Origin of the sequence: Phaeodactylibacter sp. (assembly GCF_040219495.1) — a bacterium.
Lineage (GTDB): Bacteria > Bacteroidota > Bacteroidia > Chitinophagales > Saprospiraceae > Phaeodactylibacter.
This window is the reverse complement of the sequence record NZ_JAVJSK010000002.1, coordinates 69,246-91,502: the sequence shown is the minus strand read 5'-3', so window position 1 is coordinate 91,502 and position 22,257 is coordinate 69,246. Positions and strand designations below refer to the sequence as shown.

At 52.4% G+C, this 22,257-nt stretch carries 19 protein-coding genes; 15 read left to right on the top strand and 4 right to left on the bottom strand.

Going from position 1 to position 22,257, the window contains the following annotated elements; all coding sequences use genetic code 11:
• Nucleotides 1-1,064 precede the first annotated feature (1,064 nt).
• Nucleotides 1,065-1,514, top strand: coding sequence for a nuclear transport factor 2 family protein (locus tag RIC19_RS00710; RefSeq protein WP_350175797.1), 450 nt, complete (start codon nucleotides 1,065-1,067; stop codon nucleotides 1,512-1,514).
• The gene (locus RIC19_RS00705; RefSeq protein WP_350175795.1) at nucleotides 1,511-1,969 is read left to right on the top strand and encodes a GNAT family N-acetyltransferase; all 459 of its coding nucleotides are present in this window, start codon (nucleotides 1,511-1,513) and stop codon (nucleotides 1,967-1,969) included. The genes RIC19_RS00710 and RIC19_RS00705 overlap by 4 nt, the downstream gene beginning before the upstream one ends.
• Nucleotides 1,970-2,153: 184 nt before the next feature.
• On the opposite strand, the gene RIC19_RS00700 is transcribed toward RIC19_RS00705, so the two are convergent.
• Complete coding sequence (locus RIC19_RS00700) at nucleotides 2,154-2,927, bottom strand: SGNH/GDSL hydrolase family protein (protein ID WP_350175793.1); 774 nt, start codon at nucleotides 2,925-2,927, stop codon at nucleotides 2,154-2,156.
• A gap of 67 nt (nucleotides 2,928-2,994) precedes the next feature.
• On the opposite strand from RIC19_RS00700, the gene RIC19_RS00695 reads away from it, so the two are divergent.
• From RIC19_RS00695 to RIC19_RS00685, 3 genes are all read left to right on the top strand, one after another.
• Nucleotides 2,995-3,663, top strand: a complete 669-nt coding sequence (locus RIC19_RS00695) for a hypothetical protein (protein WP_350175791.1) — start codon at nucleotides 2,995-2,997, stop codon at nucleotides 3,661-3,663.
• A gap of 105 nt (nucleotides 3,664-3,768) precedes the next feature.
• Nucleotides 3,769-4,248, top strand: a complete 480-nt coding sequence (locus RIC19_RS00690) for a glutathione peroxidase (RefSeq protein WP_350175789.1) — start codon at nucleotides 3,769-3,771, stop codon at nucleotides 4,246-4,248.
• Between the two features lie 429 nt (nucleotides 4,249-4,677).
• Nucleotides 4,678-6,210 (top strand): ABC transporter substrate-binding protein, encoded by a 1,533-nt coding sequence (locus tag RIC19_RS00685; protein ID WP_350175787.1) that lies wholly within the window; start codon nucleotides 4,678-4,680, stop codon nucleotides 6,208-6,210.
• Here the strand turns inward: RIC19_RS00685 and RIC19_RS00680 are convergent.
• Nucleotides 6,200-7,345 (bottom strand): MFS transporter, encoded by a 1,146-nt coding sequence (locus RIC19_RS00680; protein ID WP_350175785.1) that lies wholly within the window; start codon nucleotides 7,343-7,345, stop codon nucleotides 6,200-6,202. The two genes, RIC19_RS00685 and RIC19_RS00680, sit on opposite strands and share 11 nt — an antisense overlap.
• 377 nt (nucleotides 7,346-7,722) lie before the next feature.
• On the opposite strand from RIC19_RS00680, the gene RIC19_RS00675 reads away from it, so the two are divergent.
• The 3 genes from RIC19_RS00675 (at nucleotide 7,723) to RIC19_RS00665 (ending at nucleotide 10,308) form a co-directional block, all read left to right on the top strand.
• On the top strand, nucleotides 7,723-8,592 hold the full coding sequence (locus RIC19_RS00675; RefSeq protein WP_350175783.1) for an AraC family transcriptional regulator: 870 nt from the start codon (nucleotides 7,723-7,725) through the stop codon (nucleotides 8,590-8,592).
• Between the two features lie 221 nt (nucleotides 8,593-8,813).
• Nucleotides 8,814-9,254, top strand: a complete 441-nt coding sequence (locus tag RIC19_RS00670) for a hypothetical protein (protein ID WP_350175781.1) — start codon at nucleotides 8,814-8,816, stop codon at nucleotides 9,252-9,254.
• 178 nt (nucleotides 9,255-9,432) lie between these two features.
• The gene (locus tag RIC19_RS00665) at nucleotides 9,433-10,308 is read left to right on the top strand and encodes a UDP-2,3-diacylglucosamine diphosphatase (RefSeq protein ID WP_350175779.1); all 876 of its coding nucleotides are present in this window, start codon (nucleotides 9,433-9,435) and stop codon (nucleotides 10,306-10,308) included.
• An 89-nt stretch (nucleotides 10,309-10,397) separates the two neighbouring features.
• Here the strand turns inward: RIC19_RS00665 and RIC19_RS00660 are convergent, their stop codons facing one another.
• Together RIC19_RS00660 and RIC19_RS00655 are read right to left on the bottom strand one after the other, a co-directional pair.
• Entirely contained in the window at nucleotides 10,398-12,890 is a 2,493-nt protein-coding gene (locus RIC19_RS00660) for a PIG-L family deacetylase (RefSeq protein ID WP_350175777.1), read from the bottom strand.
• A gap of 77 nt (nucleotides 12,891-12,967) precedes the next feature.
• The gene (locus RIC19_RS00655; RefSeq protein WP_350175775.1) at nucleotides 12,968-14,404 is read right to left on the bottom strand and encodes a glycosyl hydrolase family 18 protein; all 1,437 of its coding nucleotides are present in this window, start codon (nucleotides 14,402-14,404) and stop codon (nucleotides 12,968-12,970) included.
• Nucleotides 14,405-14,536: 132 nt separating this feature from the next.
• On the opposite strand from RIC19_RS00655, the gene RIC19_RS00650 reads away from it, so the two are divergent.
• The 7 genes from RIC19_RS00650 (at nucleotide 14,537) to RIC19_RS00620 (ending at nucleotide 22,221) form a co-directional block, all read left to right on the top strand.
• Entirely contained in the window at nucleotides 14,537-14,923 is a 387-nt protein-coding gene (locus RIC19_RS00650; protein ID WP_350175773.1) for a hypothetical protein, read from the top strand.
• A 29-nt stretch (nucleotides 14,924-14,952) separates the two neighbouring features.
• Entirely contained in the window at nucleotides 14,953-16,317 is a 1,365-nt protein-coding gene (locus tag RIC19_RS00645) for an NAD-dependent succinate-semialdehyde dehydrogenase (protein ID WP_350175771.1), read from the top strand.
• Nucleotides 16,318-16,360: 43 nt separating this feature from the next.
• Nucleotides 16,361-16,669 (top strand): GNAT family N-acetyltransferase, encoded by a 309-nt coding sequence (locus RIC19_RS00640; RefSeq protein WP_350175769.1) that lies wholly within the window; start codon nucleotides 16,361-16,363, stop codon nucleotides 16,667-16,669.
• Between the two features lie 176 nt (nucleotides 16,670-16,845).
• Nucleotides 16,846-17,277 (top strand): helix-turn-helix domain-containing protein, encoded by a 432-nt coding sequence (locus tag RIC19_RS00635; protein WP_350175767.1) that lies wholly within the window; start codon nucleotides 16,846-16,848, stop codon nucleotides 17,275-17,277.
• 68 nt (nucleotides 17,278-17,345) lie between these two features.
• Nucleotides 17,346-18,602, top strand: a complete 1,257-nt coding sequence (gene lysA, locus RIC19_RS00630) for a diaminopimelate decarboxylase (protein WP_350175765.1) — start codon at nucleotides 17,346-17,348, stop codon at nucleotides 18,600-18,602.
• Nucleotides 18,603-18,612: 10 nt separating this feature from the next.
• Complete coding sequence (locus RIC19_RS00625; protein WP_350175764.1) at nucleotides 18,613-19,497, top strand: T9SS type A sorting domain-containing protein; 885 nt, start codon at nucleotides 18,613-18,615, stop codon at nucleotides 19,495-19,497.
• 6 nt (nucleotides 19,498-19,503) lie between these two features.
• Nucleotides 19,504-22,221 (top strand): valine--tRNA ligase, encoded by a 2,718-nt coding sequence (locus RIC19_RS00620; RefSeq protein WP_350175762.1) that lies wholly within the window; start codon nucleotides 19,504-19,506, stop codon nucleotides 22,219-22,221.
• Nucleotides 22,222-22,257 lie beyond the last annotated feature (36 nt).

Here is a 22,257-nt window from a genome sequence, read left to right as displayed (position 1 = left end):
GTGTTAACGGGTTTGGCTTTGCTTACTTGAGGCGCACGCTCTGGCTGCCTGGGAGCGGAGGCAGCTCGCATGGTCTTGGAAGTTTAGTGTGTAAAGTTTAGGGTTTAGAGGGGCGAGTGGTGCCGGTCGCTATGGCATGTGTGCAAATCTCACGTGTTCTTTTCCTGGATGAAAAGAACCAAAAATTCCCGGTTATACCGGGACTTATCGTTTTTAACGGGAAAATTGCACAGGGCTGACTCGCGCCTACAAACTCGCCTTGGTGCGATGTGGGAGCGCTTGGTGCGGGTAACAGCAGATCGCTGGGTTTTCTAATTTGGTGGGGAGCATGGGCTCAAACATTGTATCCGCTCCACTTCGTGGGCGCCAGCCCTGCGCAATTTTCCCTAAACGCTGCAATGCCGGGGCGCCAGGCTCTGGCTGCTGGGGGTGTGGCTTGGGGCGAGCGGTGCCGGTCGATAGGGCAGCCATCGCACGGTCAGCCTGGGAGCGAAGGCAGCTCGCTGCCGTTGGGGGTTGTCGTCCCTGCTCGCACTCAACCTGAACCTCAGCCTTAACCTTAACCTTAACCTTTGGGCATTCTATTTAACCTTTATTACAACGAAGCACATTCCGCACCTACGGCGCGGGGCGTCTTTACGTACTGGGAGGTTACCAACATATAGTCCCTAGCGGGACTTCAGGCGCACGCTCTGGCTGCTGGGGGGGATGGCTTGGACCAACCTTAACCTTAAGAGCGTGTTGGGATTTTACACTTCGGGCTACTCTTGCCAAATTTTGTCCTGCTCTTCGTTGTTCTTCGGTCACGTAGCTAAGGCTATGTGATTCAAGAATGGGCCCCTTTAATCCCATTCTTGAATGTATCACGCCTTGATCAGAACAAAATTTGGCTGCGTTCGCTCCAAAAGCAAAGTCCCAACACGCTCTTAATGCCGGTCATTTTTGGTTTCATGCAGACGAAATCATTAAGGGCAGGTATAACTTCCTGCTTTTTTTTAGTCCGCAAAGCCAGAATTTGCAATTCCTGCCTTGTTGGACCATAATCTTGCTATTTTAGGGGAAAAATGATCATCCACGACTTCTACACCGCCTTTCAACGCAAGGACATCGCCGGCATGCAGGCCTGTTATGCCCAGGGTGCCCGCTTTGAAGACCCCGTCTTCCCCGGGCTCAGCTATGAGGAAACCTGCCAGATGTGGGCGATGCTTGTTACTGCCGGGAAAGACCTTGAACTGACCTTTTCTGATGTTGAAGCCCAGGGCGAGCATGCCTCCGCAAAGTGGCAGGCCACCTATACCTTTTCCGCAACGGGCCGGAAGATCGTCAACCCAATCGGCGCAACATTTGAGCTGCGGGATGGAAAAATCTATCGGCACCGGGACCATTTCAACTTCTACCGCTGGGCACAACAAGCCTTTGGGCCTACCGGCTACCTGATTGGATGGGCACCCTTTTTCCAGAAAAAAGTGCAGGCTTCCGCCCGGCGCAGTCTTGAAAAATATATGGCCCGATGAATATACAGCGACTTCCCGCCGGGCACCCCCTGCCCATGTCGCTGCTCCTCGCAGCAGATCCGGACGAAGCCAGGGTCTTAGCCTATTGCCAGACCGGACAGGTGTGGGTGATGGGCGAAGCTCCGATTGCGGGGGTCGTAGTGTTCCAAGCCCTGCCCGAAAAAGAACCCACTGCGGAAATCAAAAATATAGCCATTCAGCCCGGGCTACAGGGGCAAGGGCTAGGGCAGCAGCTTCTATCCTTCATCAAGGAAGAAGCACAGCGGCAAGGCATTTTACGGTTGCTGGTCGCGACGGGCAATTCCAGTATCGGGCAACTGGCTTTCTACCAAAAGGCAGGATTTGAAATGCTGCGTATTGATCGGCATTATTTTACCCGAAACTATCCTTTTCCAATCGTGGAAAACGGTATCCCCTGCCGGCACCGGGTGGTGCTGGAGCATCTTTTGGATTAATCCTCTCTCTTTTATACTCCCCTCGGGCACAATAAAGGATTTTTGACTTTTTCTTTTTGCGCCCTGCGGCGTTAATCCCGGTTAACCGGGACGCCGACTTCAGAAAGGGGCCCCTTTCTTCGTAAGGTAAACTGAATAAGCTGGTGGAACAGCTGTCGGAAGATTAACTAGACTTGGAGAAACGCTAACGAATCACCCCCGCTTCCTTTATAAAACCAGCGAAGTCCCGGGCCCATACCTGATAAGTCAGCTTGGAAGGGTGTACTCCATCGCTAAAAAAATCGGAAGGTGGAGCCGATACATTTAACCGCTCCCTCCAGTCCTCCAACGTAATAGCCCGATTGTAATAATAAACATTAACAAGGGGAGCAACTATCCGTTCCAGCTCACGCCCTAACAGCTCCACGTGGTTGCCAATCACCCATTTCATCAGCGGCGTGAAGGCTGGGAACTTCCTGATGGGTGGCATATTGGTAAACACAACGGGGGTTTGGGGAAACTCATTACGGAGTTCCAAGATCAGCTCCCGGATATCGCGCCGCCACTGCCAGGGCGCATTCAGGGTGAAAGCATCGTTCCCTCCAAGGCCAATCACGATAAGGTCTGCTTCGGTTGCACGCATCGCAGGTACAAGGCTGGTTTTTACCCGGGCGGCGGTATAGCCGCTCTTTGCATACACGTTCCAGGCGACGGGCCGACCTGTTTGTTCAGCAATACAGCTGGCAAGGGTACCGCTAAACCCTTCCTTGTGCGTAGCTACGCCAATGCCCGCAATGGTGCTTTCGCCTAAAGTAGCCAAACGAAAAGGGGTACCCACGGGCTTTCCGACAAGTCCGGATGGCCCCGCTGCCGGTGGCAACCTCGGCACCGATGCCCGTATGCGCCTGCCCTGTACATACATCACCGGAAGAAGTGGCAGGATCACCAAAGCCCCGGCTATATATTTCAAATCGTTCATTTTTTGAAGGAAGGTACAGCATTCTCCTGACTTCAGACGTTACGGTTCTATAGAAAACGCTGGTACTATGAAACTCCTTTTAACGCTCCTTCTGGCATGCGGTGTACTCTGCCCAACCCTCCGGGCCCAGGAAGCACCCCGGGTACTCTGGGGGCTGCATGCCACTCCATCCAGCCTGATCAACTTTTACCCACGGTTCCGGATTGGCGGGCAGGCGGTTGCCGGGCAGTACAGCTATTTGCTGGATGCATCCTATGCCAACTTCCCGACCTTCTGGAATAATACTGGCTTCCGCAAGGGTTACCATTATATCGCCCTCCGGCCTGAGGTGCGCCGGTACATCACTACACGCCCGAAGGACAGCGGGATGCCTTCCAGTGATTATTGGGCCCTCGAATGCGCACTGAGCCAGCTGGCACTGAATGTGGTCAATGATGCCTACGAAGCCAGCGATGGAGAGCAGTATAGTTTTGATGAAGCCACCAGATTGAAACGCCAGGCTAATGTGCACATCAAATACGGGCTTCAGCGTACCCACAAGGGTAAACTCTACCTTGATGTTTTCATCGGTTGCGGCCTGCGGGCTCAACACATCACGTACCAGGACATCTCCAATCGCGTCCTGCGCTTCGATAACCCGGCAGACGAATGGCTTTTCAACATTGAAAGAACCACAGAAGGCTGGAGCCTTCGGCCGTCTGTGACGATGGGGCTCCGGCTTGGGTTTGTGCTTTAAGGCTTTTCCTTTAAAAGATACCGTATTCACATTTGTGAACCTTTTGACTATTTCAGTCAACCGAATCCACAAAAAATCTATTCCATCCTAAAACAACCCTTTACTATGGAATTTTATGATTTTGAAGCTCAGCAACTGAATGGCACTACCGTTAAAATGGACGAATACAAAGGCAAAACCGTCATTGTCGTCAACACGGCCAGCAAATGCGGACTGACGCCTCAATACGAAGGACTGGAAAAGCTTTATCAAAAGTACCGGGAGGAAGGGCTCGTCATTCTGGGCTTCCCCTGCAATCAATTCGCTAATCAGGAACCCGGTGATGCGGAAGATATTCAGGAGTTTTGCGAATTGAACTACGGCGTCAGCTTCCCTATGTTTTCCAAGATTGAAGTCAACGGCGAGGGCGCACACCCTCTTTACAAATACCTGAAGTCCTCACTCAAAGGCTTATTCGGCCAAAAAATCAGGTGGAACTTCACCAAGTTTGTCATCGATAAAAATGGCAAGCCCGTGAAGCGCTTTGCACCGGTCACCAAGCCCGAAAAGATGGAATCAGCAATTAAAAAGCTGTTAGTTCCCTAATAACAGATTGCTGTCTTTACGAGCTTATTGGGGCTCTTAGTGTATGTTTGGAGCAAACGAGAGTTGATAATCAAAGAGTTGTGGTTATGGCTAAATGGAAAAATGCGCGTTTGGCGGAGCCTGCCCCGCAGAATTGCGGGGTCAAATAAGCATTTTCCCATGACGTCCCGGTATGACCGGGATTCACAAGGCTTCGATTATCAGCCGAAGTGCACCTCCAAACATACACTTAGTAATCGGTCTGCAAGCCAAAACTTGTGAACCCTGACTTAAATAACGCTAAAAGCAGTAGCCCGCCTCCGTAACAACATCCTTTTCAGCCTGATAAATTAAAAAAGTCTTAATTTAACCCGGAAAACCGTAACGACAGCCCGGTTCTTTCGTTTTGTTAGCAGAACCACTACCACTACAGCGCAACACATAAGGATTATGCCCATACAACCGATTTTGGAAACCAACGGACGGACGACGAACATCCATATTGCCGTACTATACGCCAAAGCTGATCAGGACGCCTGGGAAGAGTTGGAAAAGCAGTTCACCAGCATCAACGCCCGCTACCCGAACGTCCATATCTGGACGGCAACTGACCTGGACATTGGCGGCTCGGTGGAGCGGAAGTTTAAGGAAGAACTCAAGCGTGCGGATATTACCCTGCTCCTGTTCAGTCCGGAATTTGTTAACGACAATATTGTAGACGAGGAAGTGCGGGACTTGCTATCGACTTACGCTAAGTTCAGCAGCAGCGATGCCTACCGGAAGGAAGAGCGCTTCATTATGCCGATTTTGCTCAACCACCTGTACGGCTGGGACGACATTTACGATCAGCACTTCGATATCGAAAACCTCCGGGTATTTGACAAACTGCCGGATGCGCAGGAGGAAAGAGGCAAAATCTACCAAAACATCGCGCAGTCGCTGGAGGAGTACATCGAGCGCATCAATGCCAAGTCCGTGCAGATTGCTTTGCCGACCTGGATCGGGTTTATCCCGAGCATCATGTACAACAGCGGCTTTGCCCGCAATGAAAACACCCCGCTTTTCCAGAAATACCGCCGCGAGGTACACTTTGAGCTCAACGACCACCTTGATCAGCTGTGCGAAGACTTCAAAGCCGGGCAGATTGATATGATGTGGTGCACCATTGACCGCCTGCCCTACGTAGCAGATAAAACCAAGGAATGGTCGCCAAAAGTATTTTATCAGGCTTCCTGGTCTAACGGCGCGGATGCCATCTTGTCCAGAAGCCGCATCAAGACCGTAGCAGACCTGCGGGGCAAGCGCATTCTTTACCCACAGGACTCCCCTTCTCATACCTTTTTGAAGTACGTCCTGCAAGAACATGATATACAACCGGCAGAGGTGGAGACCATTCCCCAGAAGCATACCGACCTCGACCTGCTCACCAAGCGGTTCATCAACGATGAGACCCTCGACGCACTCGTGCTTTGGAGCCCCTTTGTAGAGGCCTGTATTGCGGAAGGGTGCGGAGACATCAAAGTCCTGACCGATTCTTCCAACTACCCGAACCTGATCGCCGATGTTCTGCTAACCAGCGAGGAATACCTGAACCTAAACCGGGAAGAAATCACCGAACTGCTGAAAGGCTGGTTTCAGGAGGTCGACCGTTTTCTCAATGATAAGTTTTACCCGCAAAAAGCCGTCGGTGTGCTTGTGAATGCCATCATAAAGCCATTACCAAGCATCATCCCGAGTTCGATCCGCGGATCTTTGGAGGAAGCGCTGAATGAATATTTCCAGACATCACTCCAGAAGGTACACCTTTGCGACTTGGCTGATAATTACCGCTTTTTTGGCATAGACGGCCAGGATGCTCTTCAGGATGGGCGAACGCTGTACACCCAATTCCTGGAACGGCAGTACCCCCACCTGACCGATGACCCGGCCCTACAATGGGAGGCACTATACGACACTTCTATACTGGAAGGTCTTAAGCCTTGATACTTCGCGCCGTCAGAGCAGCCAGTACCGCCAGTATTACGACAAAGCCGAGCCCGGAAGCCAGCCCAAAATGGTCGCTGATCAGACCAATCAGGGGTGGTGCCACCAGAAAGCCGATCACACCGGAACTGGCCACTGCGGCAATACCATTGCCCGCACTAACGCCGGGCGTATTGGCAGCTGCACTAAAGAGCAGTGGCACTACGGTAGAGAAACCAAGCCCTACAATCGTGAAGCCCAAGACAGACACTGCCGGCATTGGCGTCAGGACTGCCAGCAACAAACCTGCTGCACCCAGCAAACTGCCCATCACCACAGAACGCTTCAAACCGAATTGAAGGCGTATGCCGTCCCCCATGAACCGGCCAATCGCCATGGCCATTGAAAAGCCTGCGTATGCCAGACCCGCCACAAAGGCGCCAGCTTGCAATTCTTTACGCAGGAAAATAGCGCTCCAGTCTGCGATCGCCCCCTCGCCGATCATGATACAAAAGCCAATAAAGGCCAGCCCCATTAAGGCACGCGGCGGTATAGACAGGCCGCTGTTCTCGGTCGGTGCATTAGGCAAAGCCGAGATAGCCGGGCGGAGTAAAAGGTGCAAGCCTACCATCAGCAAGGCAACCGTGATCAGGTGGACCTGAAGAGAAACCCCGAGGGAAGCGATAAAACCTGAACTGCCAGCACCGACCATAGCGCCAAGGCTAAACATACCATGGCAGACCGACATGATCGCGATATGGTAGTGCCGCTCAACGGCTGCCGCTGCCGCATTCATAGAGATATTCATAAAACTATTGACGAAGCCAATCAGCAGCAGCCCGGCAAAAAGGCTGTATGCGCCTGGTGCAAATGCCGGCAGCGGGAAAGCGCCACAGAACAACAGCGTGGAAACCGTCATGGCCTGCCCGCTGCTCAAACGGGTAGAAAGCCAGCCCGCCAGTGGCATCATGATGAGTGCACCTACCGGCAGCCCCAGCAACGCCAGGCCGAGCTGCCCCTCTGAGAGCATCAACCGGGCCTGTACTTCGGGCAACCGGGCCAGCCAGCTGCCAAAAAGCATGCTCAGGGTGAAAAACGTCAGCCCTACAGAAAGGCTGGGCAGGTGAAATGCAAGTGTTTTGAGACTTTTGATCATAGATAAATTTACTTCTAAAAATGGTATACTGAAATCTTCATCCAAAAAAAATAGTGGTGACGCTCCCCTAACCTCGGACCGCCACCACTTTTAAAAACAGTGTATGAAACTATAGTCTTCTTTCAAATTCTATACTGCAAAGGTACCGATGTTACAACAACCAATCTCCCGCCATTTTCACCAATATCAATACCATATTAACTTTTTAGGACGGGCTGAACTTTTCCGAAGTTCTTATTGTATTAGCTTTATAATTTTGAGCGATTCCGATCGCCTGTTGAAACCAACCATTTTGAGCCTCAGCTATGTGGCGGCCCTTGCCCATAGCCCTTACCACACGACCAAATTATACTGCGAAGGCCCCAAGCTGATAAACCATGAGCATGAAAGCTGCACTCGAAAAAATAGAACCGGTTTTTGGAAGCTCCTTTACGTTGAGAAGCTTTGATGAGTCTGATGACTGCAACCATCCCAACTGGCACTTTCACCCGGAGTACGAGATCGTCTACGTCTCTAATGGTAAGGGCAAGCGCCACATTGGAGATCATATCTCCTATTTTGAAGCCGGGGATTTGATTTTCCTGGGCCCCAACTTGCCCCACTTCGGGTTTACAGAAGAAGTCTTCGAAGCCCATACGGAGATCGTGGTTCAGATGAAAGAGGACTTCCTGGGTACGGACTTTCTGAAAAAGCCGGAGATGCAAGCCATCAAACAGCTATTCCAGCGCTCCCGGCAGGGGCTTTCCTTTAGTGGGCCGGTGAAAGAACGGGTGGGTGAGCAGTTGAAGGCGATGCCAAAGCAAGACGGCTTCGAACGGCTCCTTACCCTCCTGCACATCCTCCAGGAAATGGCCGAAGCGGAAAACTACGAAATGCTCCATGCCAGTGGGTTTGCTTTGGAAGTAAGCACGCAGGACCAGAACCGCATTGAGGCGATTTACCGATATGTACAGCACAATTTTCAGGATGAGGTCAATCTTGACGAAGCGGCCCGGCTGGCTAATATGACCGTGCCTGCCTTTTGCCGCTACTTTAAAAAGCTGACCCGTAAAACTTTTAGCCAGTTTGTCAATGAGTTCCGCATTGCTCACGCCTGCCGCCTGCTGGGGGACGACAGCCTGACCATCGCTGCCGTCAGCTTCGAGAGTGGATTCAACAACCTCTCGCATTTCAACCGGCAATTCAAAAACATTACCCACCTGAGCCCAAGGGCATACCGGAAAAATCTTAAAAAAGTTGTTTCATAAACGCCTGCCGGGGATGGGCTGATGTGACGAAAAGGCACAAATATTTGGATAGGAATGATGGATGTTTCCATTTCAGGCCCTACTTTTGCGAAGCGAACATTCGTTTGTTTGCAGGTAAGAATAACCGCTGAGCAGGCTGCTGATTTTGCACTGTGATTAGCAAATAGCCGCCCAAAAGCAAGACACCCCATTCAAATGTTTAACTAACAATCACTTATCCCATGAAAAAATTAGCTTTCGTAGCGTTGATCGCGCTCCTTGCTGCTTGTACCAGCAATGAAGAACAAAAAAAGATGCTCCTGGGCAAATGGCAGTACGCCCCGGCCCGCATGAGTGAAGCGTTCCAAAAAACAAAACCTTCGCCTCAGGAGCAGATAGCCCTTGAGCGTTTTGTGATGATGTACCAAAACGATGCTTTCATCTTTGAGGAAGATGGCTCTATGTCAGTGACGACGCCGAATGGCTCCCCACTGACCGGAAGCTGGGACCTTAGCCCGGCAGGCGACATCCTGTACATGAACCTGGGCTCTCAGGAGATCCCTAATCCCATTTCCAAACTAACGAATGAAGAGCTTATACTGGCGGTTGACTCCACCCGCCGGGCCAAGTATACCCGCATCCTGAAAAAAGTGGAAGGCCCTAAGCCGGCTGCCACAGAGTAAAACGATGCCTTGCCTGAACGGGGGCTTCAGTGCTGAAGCCCCCGTTCAGGTAAAAGCTTAAGACATATATAATTCCTGTTTTACACCTACTTTACATTTAAGCCGGAATTTGCACCCAATTCATGAAAGGGCCGGTTTGGAGTACTCGACTTGCCGGCGCGCAGATTCAAAGGCAAATATGAAGCGGGAATTAGATATTGTCATTATTTCAGATGTGCACCTCGGCACTTATGGTTGCCACGCCAAAGAGCTACTCAACTACCTCAAGAGCATAAAAACCGGCACCCTTATCCTCAACGGGGACTTCATTGACATGTGGCAGTTCCGCAAGCGGTACTTCCCTAAAGAGCACATACAGGTCATTCAGCGCATCCTGAAAATGGCTGCCAAAGGCACCAAGGTGTACTACATCACCGGAAATCATGACGATGCCCTGCGGCGTTATTCTGATTTCTCCTCCGGCAACATCCATCTGCGCGACAAGCTCCTGCTCCAACTCAACGGAAAAACCTACTGGATTTTTCACGGGGACATCTTCGACCTCTTCATCAAGTATTCTCCCCTCATCTCCAGGATTGGCGGCAAGGGCTACGACTGGCTCATTGTGCTCAACCGCTTCATCAACAAAATGCGGATGGCCATGGGCAAAACCCGTATGTCTTTTGCCAAACGCGTCAAATCTTCTGTAAAAGAAGCCATCAAGTTCATCTCAGATTTTGAGGATACCGCTATACAGCTGGCCGGCGAGCAGCAATACGACTATGTCATCTGCGGGCATATCCACCGGGCGCAGATGCGCTCACAGAAAGCCCACGGGCATCAGGTCACCTACCTGAACTCGGGCGACTGGGTGGAAAGCCTGACCGCACTGGAGTACAAATGGGGCAGCTGGTCCATCTACGAATACGACGAGCTGGACTACGCCTTCGTCAACCCTAAACTTCGGGTCAGGGAAATGGAAAAAACCACTGAAGAAGATATGGACCTGATCGGCAACATCAGCCCTGAAGAAATCTTCCAGCAGATCATCCGGCAACAACCAGCGGCTCACTAACGTACGGCTACCGGCACAATACGCTCGTAAAAAGGGCCCGGCAATACAAGATTACCGGGCCCTCCCTTGCCTGCACGATTACTGCACAATTAACGGTTTTCCTTGCCAATGGAAATAAGGTTCGCAAACAGGCGGTAAGCACCGGGAACACCGGCAGGCAGCTCCCGGAACCAGCTATAGCCGGAATAAATGTAGTAGCCTTCGCCGTAGGGCGCTACCAGAAGCCCCCCGTCTTTAGGGTCCTCGCCCGGGTCATTACTCGATAAGACCGCGGTGAACTCCTCGCCCCACTCATTGGGAAAATACAGCCCTCTTTCCTGCACCCAGCCTTCGAAATCGGCAGCTGTGATTTTGTTGGGCCAGTTCAGGACCGGATGGTCAGGGGCCAGCATACGGACCGGTGCTTCCTCTACCGTTACCCGGTCGCGGCTAATTTTCAGGTGGTAAGGTGCAATATTCTCCATATCCACCTTCAGGTTGCGGGTGGTATTGTACTGATTGATCAGCGTACCGCCCTGTTTAACGTACTCCAGGAGCACCGGCTGATGAAAGGCCATCCGCTCATTGGTATTGTAAGCCCGGATACCCAGAATGACCGCATCGTACTGCTGCAACTGTTCCAGGGTAATATCCTCATCCGAAAGCAAAGTCACTTCGTAACCGATTTGCGCCAGGCTGTTGGGGACTTCATCGCCGGCCCCCATCAGGTAGCCGATTTGTTTGCCCGCGGTGGCAATATCCACTTTTACCACTTTGGCACTATTCTCCAGCATCACGGTTTGAGCAGGGATATGATCATAAGCGATTACATTGAGGCCATCGGTATAGGAAGTGCCCTCTTTAAGCGTAGCAACGGCCTGAATGCGCCCCTCGCCCGGGTCAGCCGGCGGGAAAAGCATGAACTCCACCAATTGCTCACCGGACTTGACCGCAATTTCGAATGGTGCTTCAGCAGGCTCGGAACGCCAGCCCTCCGGCAAAGCAAGGGAGAGCTTACCCGCTACGGTATCTTTGCCTGCCCGGACCCGTACGGCGACTTCCTGTGGCCCATTCCCGGCAAAAACATAAACCTTCTCGGCAATATTGGCAAATACCGGCGGCGTCACCTCGAAGGGCCGGTAGGTCTCGCCCTGTGAAGGCTTCGTCTCTTTGTAGACCACATCACGGATGACCGTCATAGGTGTACCGTCGACCTCCAGATGAAAGGCAACCTGAAGGGCCCGGGGCGTCTCCGGGAGCCCTCTGAGCAACTGATTGTCCACTTTATACATCCCCAGCGTCCCCTCTTCATTGAGCCAGTACGGATTGGTATGGCTCAGGTCACCGGGCAGCACCAGCTTTTCGTAAAACTCATACTGTTGATTGTTCTCCAAATCCAGTGCCAGCGTGGAATCCGCCTCCATAGGCAGGTAAGTCACAGCCTTTAGCCGGGCATTTACCGGAGACCGGTTGACCACCTCCATCGTCAGCTCAATCTCTTCGCCCGGCGTAGCGGAATAGTCTTCTGCGGTAGCCTCCACATAGAGGCCCATACATGCCAGGATCAGTTCATCCAACTCCTGAGATTTCACCTGCTTCCAATACCCCTCTTCCACTTTTTGCAGGGCTTCCCGGGCATTCAGCAAAGCGCTGACGGCTTGGTAAGGGCGTTCGAAATCGAACTGTTCCTGAGCTTTCGTCAGGATTGCCCCAACGGCCTTACCTCCTTTCACACGGGTCCAGGTCGTATTTATACCCTCGAACAGATTTTCCTTTCCTGCTGGCATATCGCCCTTGAGGAGTTTCAGGTATTCCTGCTGCGTGCCCCGTTGCAGTGTGGCTCCAAAGCCCTGGCACTTGTGCATACTCCTGGCCTCAGCAGCGATCTCGTTATTCGATTTGCCGCGCATGGGGTAATATACGCCTATGTCCACGCTCATCAGGTTGGTTTTATCCGCTTCCGCGAAAGCTTCCTGGCTACCGTAGAACCACCAGGAAGTATTAAAAAACAACCGCTGGGGCTGCCAGGGGTCCAGGTATTCCAGCTGCTCCGAATAAGCTTCAGGATCGCCAGCCAAATCAAAGGCTTCGTAGGACAAAATAGCGGAGGACGTGTGGTGCCCGTGGGTGCGGCCGGCCGATTCGTGGTCAAAACGGTTGATAATCACGTCAGGTTGCCACTTCCGGATGGCCCAGACCACATCGCCCAGTACCGCTTCACGCTGCCAGATGTCGAGCGTTTCATCGGGGTGTTTGGAATAACCAAAGTCGTTGGCACGGGTAAACATTTGCCTGCCTCCATCAATACGGCGGGCCCCCAGCAGCTCCTGTGTGCGGATCACGCCCAGCAGTTCCCGGATTTCCGGGCCGATGAGGTTTTGCCCGCCATCTCCGCGGGTGAGGGACAGGTAGGCCATCTCTGCGTTATATTCATTAGCGAGATAGGCAATCAGGCGCTGATTTTCGTCATCCGGGTGGGCAGCTACATAAAGTGCAGACCCCAGAAAATTCAGCTTCTCAATACCTTGGTAAATCTCCGTTGCTGTCCAGCGCTCCGGGGATTGCCCAAGCATTAGTATCGGCAGCATCAAGATCAGCATCATGCACAACTTACGCTTTATCATCATTCAGGTCAGTTAGTTATAGTTGAATAGGGTGTTCTCTGTGCTACAGGGGGTTCTTAGTGCTGCGGCCAGTTTTGGAGCACGCCGCCCTTAGACTGTACGCCCTGCAAAGGTTTGTTGGTTGGTATCCGCTTAATCAGCCGGCGGGACAATTGCCGCCCTCCAACCATCGCGGAGAAAGTATAATAACCATGAGGAAAGCTAGAAGTTTCCCAGGTCAGGGTGGAATTTGGCTGTACATCAGACTCAAACAAGATCTGGCCTTTCTCATTGGTCAGCACCAGGTGAATAGGTCCCTGTTCGTGGTTGACGATAGTGATCGTGTCCACAAAGGGGTTAGGGGCCACTTCCAGGTCCAGGCGGTAGGGGTCCGCCCGTTCTTCCGCAAGGGGAGCTTCTCCGAAGTCAGCATCCACTGTATCGGGGGGCATCATCGGACCGATAAACCGAGCAGCCGTCTTGCGTTGCTGATCGGTAGGCAACGCCACGATTTTTTCTTCTTTTTGCACCGTTGCCTCCACTACGGGCTGCGGTGCAGGCATTAGGGTAGTGTCTCCGCGCATCACGCGGCTCACCGCCTCCAGGAGGGAATACTCATTGAGGGCATCCCGCCCGAGTTCCCAAAGCATAACGCCCCCGGCATGCTGCAGGGCCAGCTCTGTTTTAGCGGTGATGGTCACCAGCCCGTTAAAATACAACTGCCCGACCTGATCCAGATGGGCAAATGCAGGGTTACGGTCTACAATAACCCCGTAATTTACAGACCGGATACGCTCCCGGTTGGTAAAATCCCAACCATAAAAGGGCAGTCCGAGCACAAGCTTAGAAGATTCAACCCCTTGCTTTTTCCAGTAACTGAGGCAGGATTCTGCGAAAGTATAAGGAGAGTGCGGGCCAGACCTTGTGGGCTCCCAGGGCCCTGTGAGGTCATAAGCCATGATGTTGATGAAGTCCAAAATGCCCAGGGCCTGATCCGTAATGTGCTTGTAGCGCTTTTTGCCGGGCAGGGCAGCCGTAATGAGCTTGCCTTCCGCATGCAGGGCGCGCCCAAGGGCCAGCACGAAAGGGCTATAGTGGTGGTCAACGTGCTTCCATTCCAAATCCACATCTACGCCATCAAGCTGATGGCGACGGACGTAGTTCATCATTTCATTGACAAAATACTGCCGGTTCCAGGGCTGCATGTAGGTTTTCCAGGCTGCTGCCCATTCCGGCTCCAAGGCTCCCCCTGCCACTGAAATGAGGACCTTCACGTTAGCCGCTTTAGCGCGTTTCACAATAGGCCCGATATCAACACCTCCGGTCTGCAGCCGCCCTTTCTCATCGGGGTTCGCAAAAGCGATGCACAAGTGGGTAAGTTTATCAAACTGTAGCTCATCAAGCATGTACCCCCGCCCGTACTGCAGGTAGCCAACTACCTTTTCTGCCTGCCCGGACAGGGCTGGAAAAAACGAGCACAAGAGAAAAAAGGAGAACATCAGCCGGTACTGCATGTTTTAAGGAAAGATTGCTTGATTAAGACCGAAATATAGGAATTTTATAAAGATGAATCCTACTCTAAGTACTAAAGTCCCAACAAGCCCTGATTTCAGATTCACCTGATTTACTTATTTACGCTTTACAAAATGGCAAAGACCAATATTTGCTTACTCGTATTTGCACTACTGCTGCTGCAGTGCCAGCCTGTGGGTACAACTGTTCCGCCTGATAGCGACGATGTTTATGAAGTGCGGGACAGCATCCGGGAAGTCATGCTCCTGCGGCTGGGCGAAGCTTTGCAGGAAATCAACCGCCGCACCGAAAAAATGAGCCGAAAAGCTTACAGTATGCCCCCACAGGAAGCCAGGCAACTGCGCAATCAGGTGAAGGCGCTGGAAGAACAATACCAAAAGCTGAACCAACACACTCAACGGCTGAAGCAAGACAGTATCCTTGGAAATTGGTATCAGGAACTCAACACCCTGGAAGTAGAACTACTCGACCTCAGTCAGGCGCTGGGGGTCCCTTTATAATCACTTTTAAATTAATCCCCACCTCGAAAATGCAAACCGCTACTGATCCTACCACCGGCAAGAAAGTCAAATCCTACAAGATCATCAGCAATAAGGAGCTGAACAAAACGATCTTCGGTGCGCAGTCCGCCTTCAAAGAGTGGAGCCGCACGGATCTGGAAGAACGGGCCCGCTTGCTACGGGAAGCTGCCCGTGTGCTTGGTGAAGAACAAGACGCACTAGCCATGCTCATCACCCGAGAGATGGGCAAACTGCTTAAAGATGCCAAAGCCGAAATCGAAAAGTGTGCCTGGGTGTGCTTGTACTATGCCCAAAACGCCGAGCGCTTCCTGCGCGACGAGTACATTGCCACCGAGGCTTCCAAGAGCTACATTTCCTACCGCCCGCTTGGCCCTATCCTGGCAATCATGCCCTGGAACTTCCCCTTCTGGCAGGTATTCCGCTTTGCAGCGCCCAACCTGATGGCCGGCAACACGATTCTGCTCAAGCATGCCCCTAATGTTCCAGGATGCGCGCTGGCCATTGCGGATGTTATGAAAAAAGCCGGTTTCCCTAAAGGGGTCTTTTCCAGCCTGATAATTGACGAAAAGCGCGTCAAGAAAATCATCAAGAACAGAGTCGTCCAGGGCGTCACCCTGACCGGAAGTGTGGATGCCGGGCGCGCTGTAGCGGGTATGGCAGGCAAGGCGCTGAAGAAAACCGTGCTGGAACTGGGCGGTAGTGACCCTTACCTGGTCCTCGACGATGCTGACGTGATCAAAGCTGCACAGGTTTGTACCAAAGGCCGCTTGCTCAACAACGGGCAAAGCTGTATTGGTGCCAAACGCTTTATCGTCATGCGGCAGGTCTACAATCAGTTCCTGGAGGCTTTTAAAGCCCAAATGGACGAGGCAGTGATGGGCGACCCGCTGGAAGCAGAGACTGCTCTGGGCCCGCTGGCGCGCGAAGATTTGCGCGATCAGCTGCACTGGCAGGTCAAGAAAAGTATGAAGGGCGGTGCTAAACGGCTCATTGGCGGCAAAAAAGCAAAGGGTAAAGGCTTTTTCTACCCTCCAACGATACTGACGGATGTCAAAAAAGGCACCCCCGCCTACCACGAAGAACTCTTTGGCCCTGTAGCTTCCGTCATTCGGGCCCGGGATGAGGAAGAAGCCATTCGTATTGCCAACGACACGAGTTTCGGGCTTGGCAGCGCCGTGTTTACGCAAAACATAGAACGGGGGGAACGCATTGCACGCGAACATCTGCAAGCCGGTGCCTGTTTTTTAAATGAGATGGTCAAGTCCGATCCGCGTTTGCCTTTCGGAGGCATTAAAAATAGCGGGTACGGCAGAGAGCTGTCTTACTACGGATTGCGGGAGTTTACCAACCCCAAAACCGTATACATTGAGTAATTAGAGCCCCCGGGCTCAGGAACCAAAACACATTCAAGTTATTATGGAGATCACGAAACAAGCTTTGAACATTCATCAGGACACCGCACGCGAGCAATTCCGCTTCGATATGAAAGGGGACGAAGATGTGTATATGCAGTATCATATCCACACCAAACCGAACCCAAACGTACTGGAAATCAAGAAGACCTACGTACCGGAAGTACTTAACGGCGTAGATATTGAAGAAAAAATGGCCATGGAAGCGGTACGCTTTGCAGAAAAAATGGGCTTCAAAATAAAAACAACCTGCTCCTTCATGTCAGGCTGGATGAACCGCCACCCTGAGTTTGCAAACATGCGGACGAAGTAGCCGGACCCTGTTACCAAAATCACCTGACAAACCCGGGCGCCTGTATAGGTTAGCCCGGTTTTTTTGTGCCTGACTTTTTTCGGTTCTAATGCAGAATATTTCATAAATTGCAACGGTATGCCGGGGGCTTACCACGCGTAAAAAAAACCGGATTCACCTATTTATTTGAAATAGCATTGGCAAAGACTCCATTCTCGCGAAATCTAAAGTCGCTAAGGAGAGCCCGCGGGCTCAGTCAGCAAAAGCTGGCACAGGAAGTAGGGTTGAAACGAAGCAATATTGCTTCTTACGAAACAGGATCCGTAGAGCCCAGTGTAGTCAATTTCCTGAAAATTGCTTGTTGCTTCGAAGTACCACCATCACGCTTACTGGAAGCTGAAATTGAGGACCACCCTGTGCTCAATTCCAAAAACACCCCACAGCAGGAGCACTTGGTCACCTTGTTGAGCCAGTTCTCCCTTCAAACCACCGATGCACATAAAGTAGCGCAGGGGTTCCGGGAGTACCTGCGCCTTTCTTCAGGCCAGGGCCAAAGCACTGAACTTACTGCTGTCCTAAACATTTTGGAGCACCTCGTCAGCGTCAATCAGCAATTTATGGGCCATTAGCCGGGCGGCAAGTCTGAATTTTACTGTTCCATTTCCTTACCTTTACTGGCTAAAATGAATCCGAGACTATGGTTTTAGACAACGATCGTTACGTCCTTAGCGGAGGCGTAGATCCGCTGCAGCTCATCGAAACGTACGGCTGCCCGCTATATGTGTATGACAGCGCCATTATTCAGCGGCAGTACAACCGCATGAAAAATGCGATGAAAGTGGAACGCTTACAGCTCAACTACGCTTGTAAAGCCCTGTCCAATATCAACATCCTGAAATTGTTCCGTAAAATGGGCTCAGGACTGGACACGGTCTCTGTACAGGAAGTTTCCATTGGTATCCGTGCAGGTTTTGACCCACAGGACATTATCTTCACGCCCAACTGTGTCAGCCTCGAAGAAATAGAGGAAGCTGTAGGCTACGGAGTGAAAATCAACATCGACAATACCTCTATACTGGAACAGTTCGGACAGGCTTTCCCGGATACGCCGGTATGCATCCGTATCAATCCACACATCATGGCTGGCGCCAATGCCAAGACCTCAGTCGGGCACATCGACTCCAAGTTCGGCATCTCCTTCCACCAAATGCCGCTCGTGCACCGCATTGTAGAGGCCACCGGGCTCAAGGTAGAAGGAGTGCACATGCACACTGGCTCTGACATTCTGGACCCGGAAGTATTCCTGAGCGGAGCGGAAATCCTGCTGAATATAGCCCGGGAGTTCCCGGACCTTGACTATATTGACTTTGGCAGTGGTTTTAAGGTCGCTTACAAGCAAGGAGATGTGGAAACAGATATTGAGGAGCTGGGAGGCCGTATCTCAGAGCGCTTCAACCGGTTCTGTAAAGAATACGGCAGAGACCTTCAGCTCATGTTTGAGCCGGGTAAGTTTATGGTCAGCGAAGCCGGGTATTTCCTGGCACAGGTAAATGTCATCAAGCAAACTACCTCCACGGTATTTGCCGGGGTAGACTCCGGGCTCAACCACTTCATCCGGCCTATGTTCTACAATTCCTACCACAAAATCACCAATATTTCCCGCCCGAAGGGCAAAGCGCGCTTCTATACCGTTGTGGGCTACATTTGCGAGACTGATACTTTTGGCATAAACCGGCAAATGACGGAACTTCAGGAGGGCGATTTCATTTGTATGCATAACGCAGGGGCTTATTGCTTTTCGATGGCTTCCAACTACAACTCCCGCTACCGGCCCGCTGAGGTGCTGGTCCATAATGGAGAGGCGCACCTGATCCGTAAGCGGGAAAATATGGAGGACTTGCTCCGTACCCAGATAGAAGCCCCGATATTCGATGAGGAACCTGCGGAAAAATAAAACCGCATTTATGCCACGCTTCGCTTTGTTGTTGTTGTTTGCCCTGTTGTCTGCACAGCCGGCACCGGGTCAGTCTTTTCCGGTACAGGACGCTGCCTGGCAGGGCTTTCGTAGCAATATTGCCGGGCTTGACACCTTTCGGCAAGTCGCCTGTGGGGACACGCTGATCGGCGGGCGCCACTACACGCCTATGCTCAGTATCAGCCCGGATAGTGGTGACACCTCCTACCTCGCTGCAGTCCGGTCGACCGGCGTGCGCAGCTTCTTTGTCCGCCCCGGAGAGACGCAGGAGTACCTCCTGTACGATTTTAGCCTGCAAGCCGGGGATGAGATTATGCTGGAGTTTGTTGAGTTTTCCGGCAGCACCATGCTGAAAGTAGGCAGCGTTGTTACCGTTGGCTCAGGAGCAGATGCCCGCACCGTGATCAACTTTGTGCCCACCAACGGGCTGCAGGAAACCTGGATTAGCGGCGTGGGCAGCCTCGCCGGGCCCCTCTACCGGGGGCTGCTCAACCCAAGTGAATATTCGGAGCTGCAGTGCTTCCGCCTGGCTGACACCCTTGCTTATTCCTCAGTAGACGATGCGCAATGCACCTTCAGCTTTGACTGCCCGGTTATAGTCAGTACGACCATGGTAGAACCGCCAGGTCAGGTACAGGTCTTCCCTACCCTACCCTCCGATGGACGGGTTTGGGTGGTCAATACCGGCAATCAGGTACTGTACGCCACGCTTGTTTCCGCCATGGGCCAGCCGCTCCGGTCCTGGGCCGGGCTGAGCCCCGGCAGACACGAACTGCAACTCCCCGATTTATCTTCGGGATTGTATGTACTGCACCTGCAGGAACCGAATAAAAATATATATTTGCAGCGTTTCAAATTGATCATTCCCAGATAGAAAAATATGGAGCTTTCCAGCCGTTATAACCCACAAGATACGGAAGCCAAATGGTACGACCACTGGCTGTCCAAAGACTACTTCCACTCTGAGCCCGATGAGCGCGAGCCCTACAGCATCGTGATACCGCCGCCCAACGTGACCGGTGTGCTGCACATGGGGCACATGCTCAATAATACCATTCAGGACATCCTCATCCGTAAGGCGCGCCTCGAAGGTAAGAATGCCTGCTGGGTGCCGGGTATGGACCACGCCTCCATCGCTACCGAAGCCAAGGTGGTGAAAATGCTGCGCGAACGCGGCATTAAAAAATCTGACCTGAGCCGCGATGAGTTCATGAAGTACGCCTTCGAGTGGAAAGATAAGTATGGCGGTATTATCCTCGATCAGCTCAAAAAACTGGGCGCCTCCTGTGACTGGGAACGCACCCGCTTCACCATGGAAGACAAGCTGTCTGCCGCGGTGATCAAGGTGTTCATCGACCTTCACAAAAAAGGGAAAGTGTACCGGGGGCTGCGTATGACCAACTGGGACCCCGAAGCTCAGACCGTTCTTTCTAACGAAGAGGTGATCTACAAGGATGAAAACTCGAGGCTCTACTACCTCCGCTACCAAATAGAAGGCACCACGGACGAGTGGATCACCATCGCAACGGTCCGCCCTGAGACCATCCTGGGCGATACTGCTATTGCCGTCAACCCGGATGACGAGCGCTTTGCCCACCTCAAAGGCAAAAAAGCCATCGTCCCGCTGATTGGCCGGGCGATCCCGATTATTGAGGACCGCTATGTGGACATGGAGTTTGGTACCGGTGCCCTGAAGATCACCCCTGCCCACGACATGAATGACAACGAAATTGGCGAACGCCATGGCCTGGAAGTCATTGATGTCCTCAATGCCGATGGCACCATGAGTGAAGCCGCCCAACTGTTTGTGGGTGAAGACCGCTTCAAGGCGCGTAAGCTGATCGTGAAAGCGCTCAGGGCCAGTGAAGACCTCGTTAAAGAGGAAGACTACCGCAATAAAGTCGGCCGTTCGGAGCGTACCGATACCATCGTAGAGCCCCGCCTGACGCTGCAGTGGTTCCTGGAGATGAAGGATTTCGCCAAGACTGCACTTAAGGCTGTTGAAAAAGATGAAGTCACCTTCTATCCGGAGCACTTCTACAATATGTTCAACAGCTGGCTCAAAGAAGACAACATCCGTGACTGGTGCATTTCGCGCCAGCTATGGTGGGGGCAGCGCATTCCGGCCTGGTACTACGAGGACAAAATCTTCGTGGCCGAAACAGCTGCCGAAGCGCTGGACAAAGCCCGGACAGAACTGGGCCAACCAGACCTTCAACTGGATGACCTGCATCAGGACGAAGATGTGCTCGATACCTGGTTCTCCTCCCAACTCTGGCCCATTTCTGTTTTCGACGGATTTGAGGACAGCGAGGAGCTGAATTACTATTACCCGACCAATGTACTGGTGACGGGCTGGGATATTATTTTCTTCTGGGTGGCCCGTATGATCATGATGGGGTACGAGTACGGCCCGGACCTGCTGGATGAGGCTGCTCAGAAAGCCAGGGGGGTGCAGCCGTTCAATGATGTGTACTTCACAGGAATGGTCCGTGATAAGGACCGCCGTAAGATGAGCAAATCCCTCGGCAACTCCCCGGACGCCCTGCAACTCATAGAGCACTACGGCGCAGATGGGGTCCGCTTTGCGATGCTGTCCAGTGCAGCAGCAGGCAACGATATCGTTTTTGATGCCCCCTTCGACCCTGAGAGCAAGGAAGTTTTGAACGAAAGCAAACTCTGCGAGCAAGGCCGTAATTTCTGCAATAAAATGTGGAATGCCCTGCGCCTGATGAAGGGCTGGGAAGTCAGGGAAGGCGAAGGCGATGCCATCAACCGCCTGGCGGTACATTGGATGGAGCAGCGCCTCAACGAAACCATCGAGAAGCTGAGCCAACAGTACGAACAATACCGGCTTTCTGATGCGCTGATGTTGCTCTATAAGCTCATCTGGGACGACTTCTGCAGCTGGTACCTGGAGATGATCAAGCCCGACTACGGTGCTCCAATCGATGCGGAAACCCTGGAGGCGTCCCTCCGTATTTACGAGCGGCTGATGACCCTGCTCCATCCTTTCATGCCATTTATCACCGAAGAAATCTGGCACAACCTGCGCGAGCGTAAGGACGGAGAAGATTGCGTGATCAGTGCTTACCCAACAGCAGACTCCTTTGATCAGGACCTGATTGACCGTATCGAGCAAGCGAAAAATATTGTTGCCAGCATCCGCGAAACCCGCAACAGCAAAGGGGTCAAAATGAAAGATGAGCTGGCCCTCTTCGTCCAGGATGAAGTGAACAGCCGGCAGCTGCTCGACCTTTCCGGGTTGCGCGAGATGATCATCAAAATGGGCAACCTTTCCGGGCTGGACTTCACCAAAGAGGAAATCCCCAACAGCATATCGCTCCTCTCCGGTAAGACCCAGTTCTTCCTGGAGCTTAACCAAGAAATTGACCTGGAAGCGGAATGCCGGAAACTAAAGGAAGACCTGCAGTACCAGCGTGGCTTTGTGGCGCAGGTAGAGAAAAAACTGAGCAACGAACGCTTCGTCAATAACGCACCTGCCCCCGTGGTAGAACGCGAACGCCAGAAGCTGGCTGACGGGCAGGCAAAGGTGAAGAACCTGGAGGAACAGCTGGCCAGTATGGGCTGCGCGTAACCCCCGGGTACCTGCCAATACCTCAAATCGAAGTAG

Excerpts from the sequence above, each read along its gene's own strand:
- RIC19_RS00710 (WP_350175797.1), top strand. The coding sequence starts at position 1,065 with ATGATCATCCACGACTTCTACACCGCCTTTCAACGCAAGGACATCGCC.
- RIC19_RS00705 (WP_350175795.1), top strand. The coding sequence starts at position 1,511 with ATGAATATACAGCGACTTCCCGCCGGGCACCCCCTGCCCATGTCGCTG.
- RIC19_RS00700 (WP_350175793.1), bottom strand. The coding sequence starts at position 2,927 with ATGAACGATTTGAAATATATAGCCGGGGCTTTGGTGATCCTGCCACTT.
- RIC19_RS00695 (WP_350175791.1), top strand. The coding sequence starts at position 2,995 with ATGAAACTCCTTTTAACGCTCCTTCTGGCATGCGGTGTACTCTGCCCA.
- RIC19_RS00690 (WP_350175789.1), top strand. The coding sequence starts at position 3,769 with ATGGAATTTTATGATTTTGAAGCTCAGCAACTGAATGGCACTACCGTT.
- RIC19_RS00685 (WP_350175787.1), top strand. The coding sequence starts at position 4,678 with ATGCCCATACAACCGATTTTGGAAACCAACGGACGGACGACGAACATC.
- RIC19_RS00680 (WP_350175785.1), bottom strand. The coding sequence starts at position 7,345 with ATGATCAAAAGTCTCAAAACACTTGCATTTCACCTGCCCAGCCTTTCT.
- RIC19_RS00675 (WP_350175783.1), top strand. The coding sequence starts at position 7,723 with ATGAGCATGAAAGCTGCACTCGAAAAAATAGAACCGGTTTTTGGAAGC.
- RIC19_RS00670 (WP_350175781.1), top strand. The coding sequence starts at position 8,814 with ATGAAAAAATTAGCTTTCGTAGCGTTGATCGCGCTCCTTGCTGCTTGT.
- RIC19_RS00665 (WP_350175779.1), top strand. The coding sequence starts at position 9,433 with ATGAAGCGGGAATTAGATATTGTCATTATTTCAGATGTGCACCTCGGC.
- RIC19_RS00660 (WP_350175777.1), bottom strand. The coding sequence starts at position 12,890 with ATGATGCTGATCTTGATGCTGCCGATACTAATGCTTGGGCAATCCCCG.
- RIC19_RS00655 (WP_350175775.1), bottom strand. The coding sequence starts at position 14,404 with ATGCAGTACCGGCTGATGTTCTCCTTTTTTCTCTTGTGCTCGTTTTTT.
- RIC19_RS00650 (WP_350175773.1), top strand. The coding sequence starts at position 14,537 with ATGGCAAAGACCAATATTTGCTTACTCGTATTTGCACTACTGCTGCTG.
- RIC19_RS00645 (WP_350175771.1), top strand. The coding sequence starts at position 14,953 with ATGCAAACCGCTACTGATCCTACCACCGGCAAGAAAGTCAAATCCTAC.
- RIC19_RS00640 (WP_350175769.1), top strand. The coding sequence starts at position 16,361 with ATGGAGATCACGAAACAAGCTTTGAACATTCATCAGGACACCGCACGC.
- lysA (WP_350175765.1), top strand. The coding sequence starts at position 17,346 with ATGGTTTTAGACAACGATCGTTACGTCCTTAGCGGAGGCGTAGATCCG.
- RIC19_RS00625 (WP_350175764.1), top strand. The coding sequence starts at position 18,613 with ATGCCACGCTTCGCTTTGTTGTTGTTGTTTGCCCTGTTGTCTGCACAG.
- RIC19_RS00620 (WP_350175762.1), top strand. The coding sequence starts at position 19,504 with ATGGAGCTTTCCAGCCGTTATAACCCACAAGATACGGAAGCCAAATGG.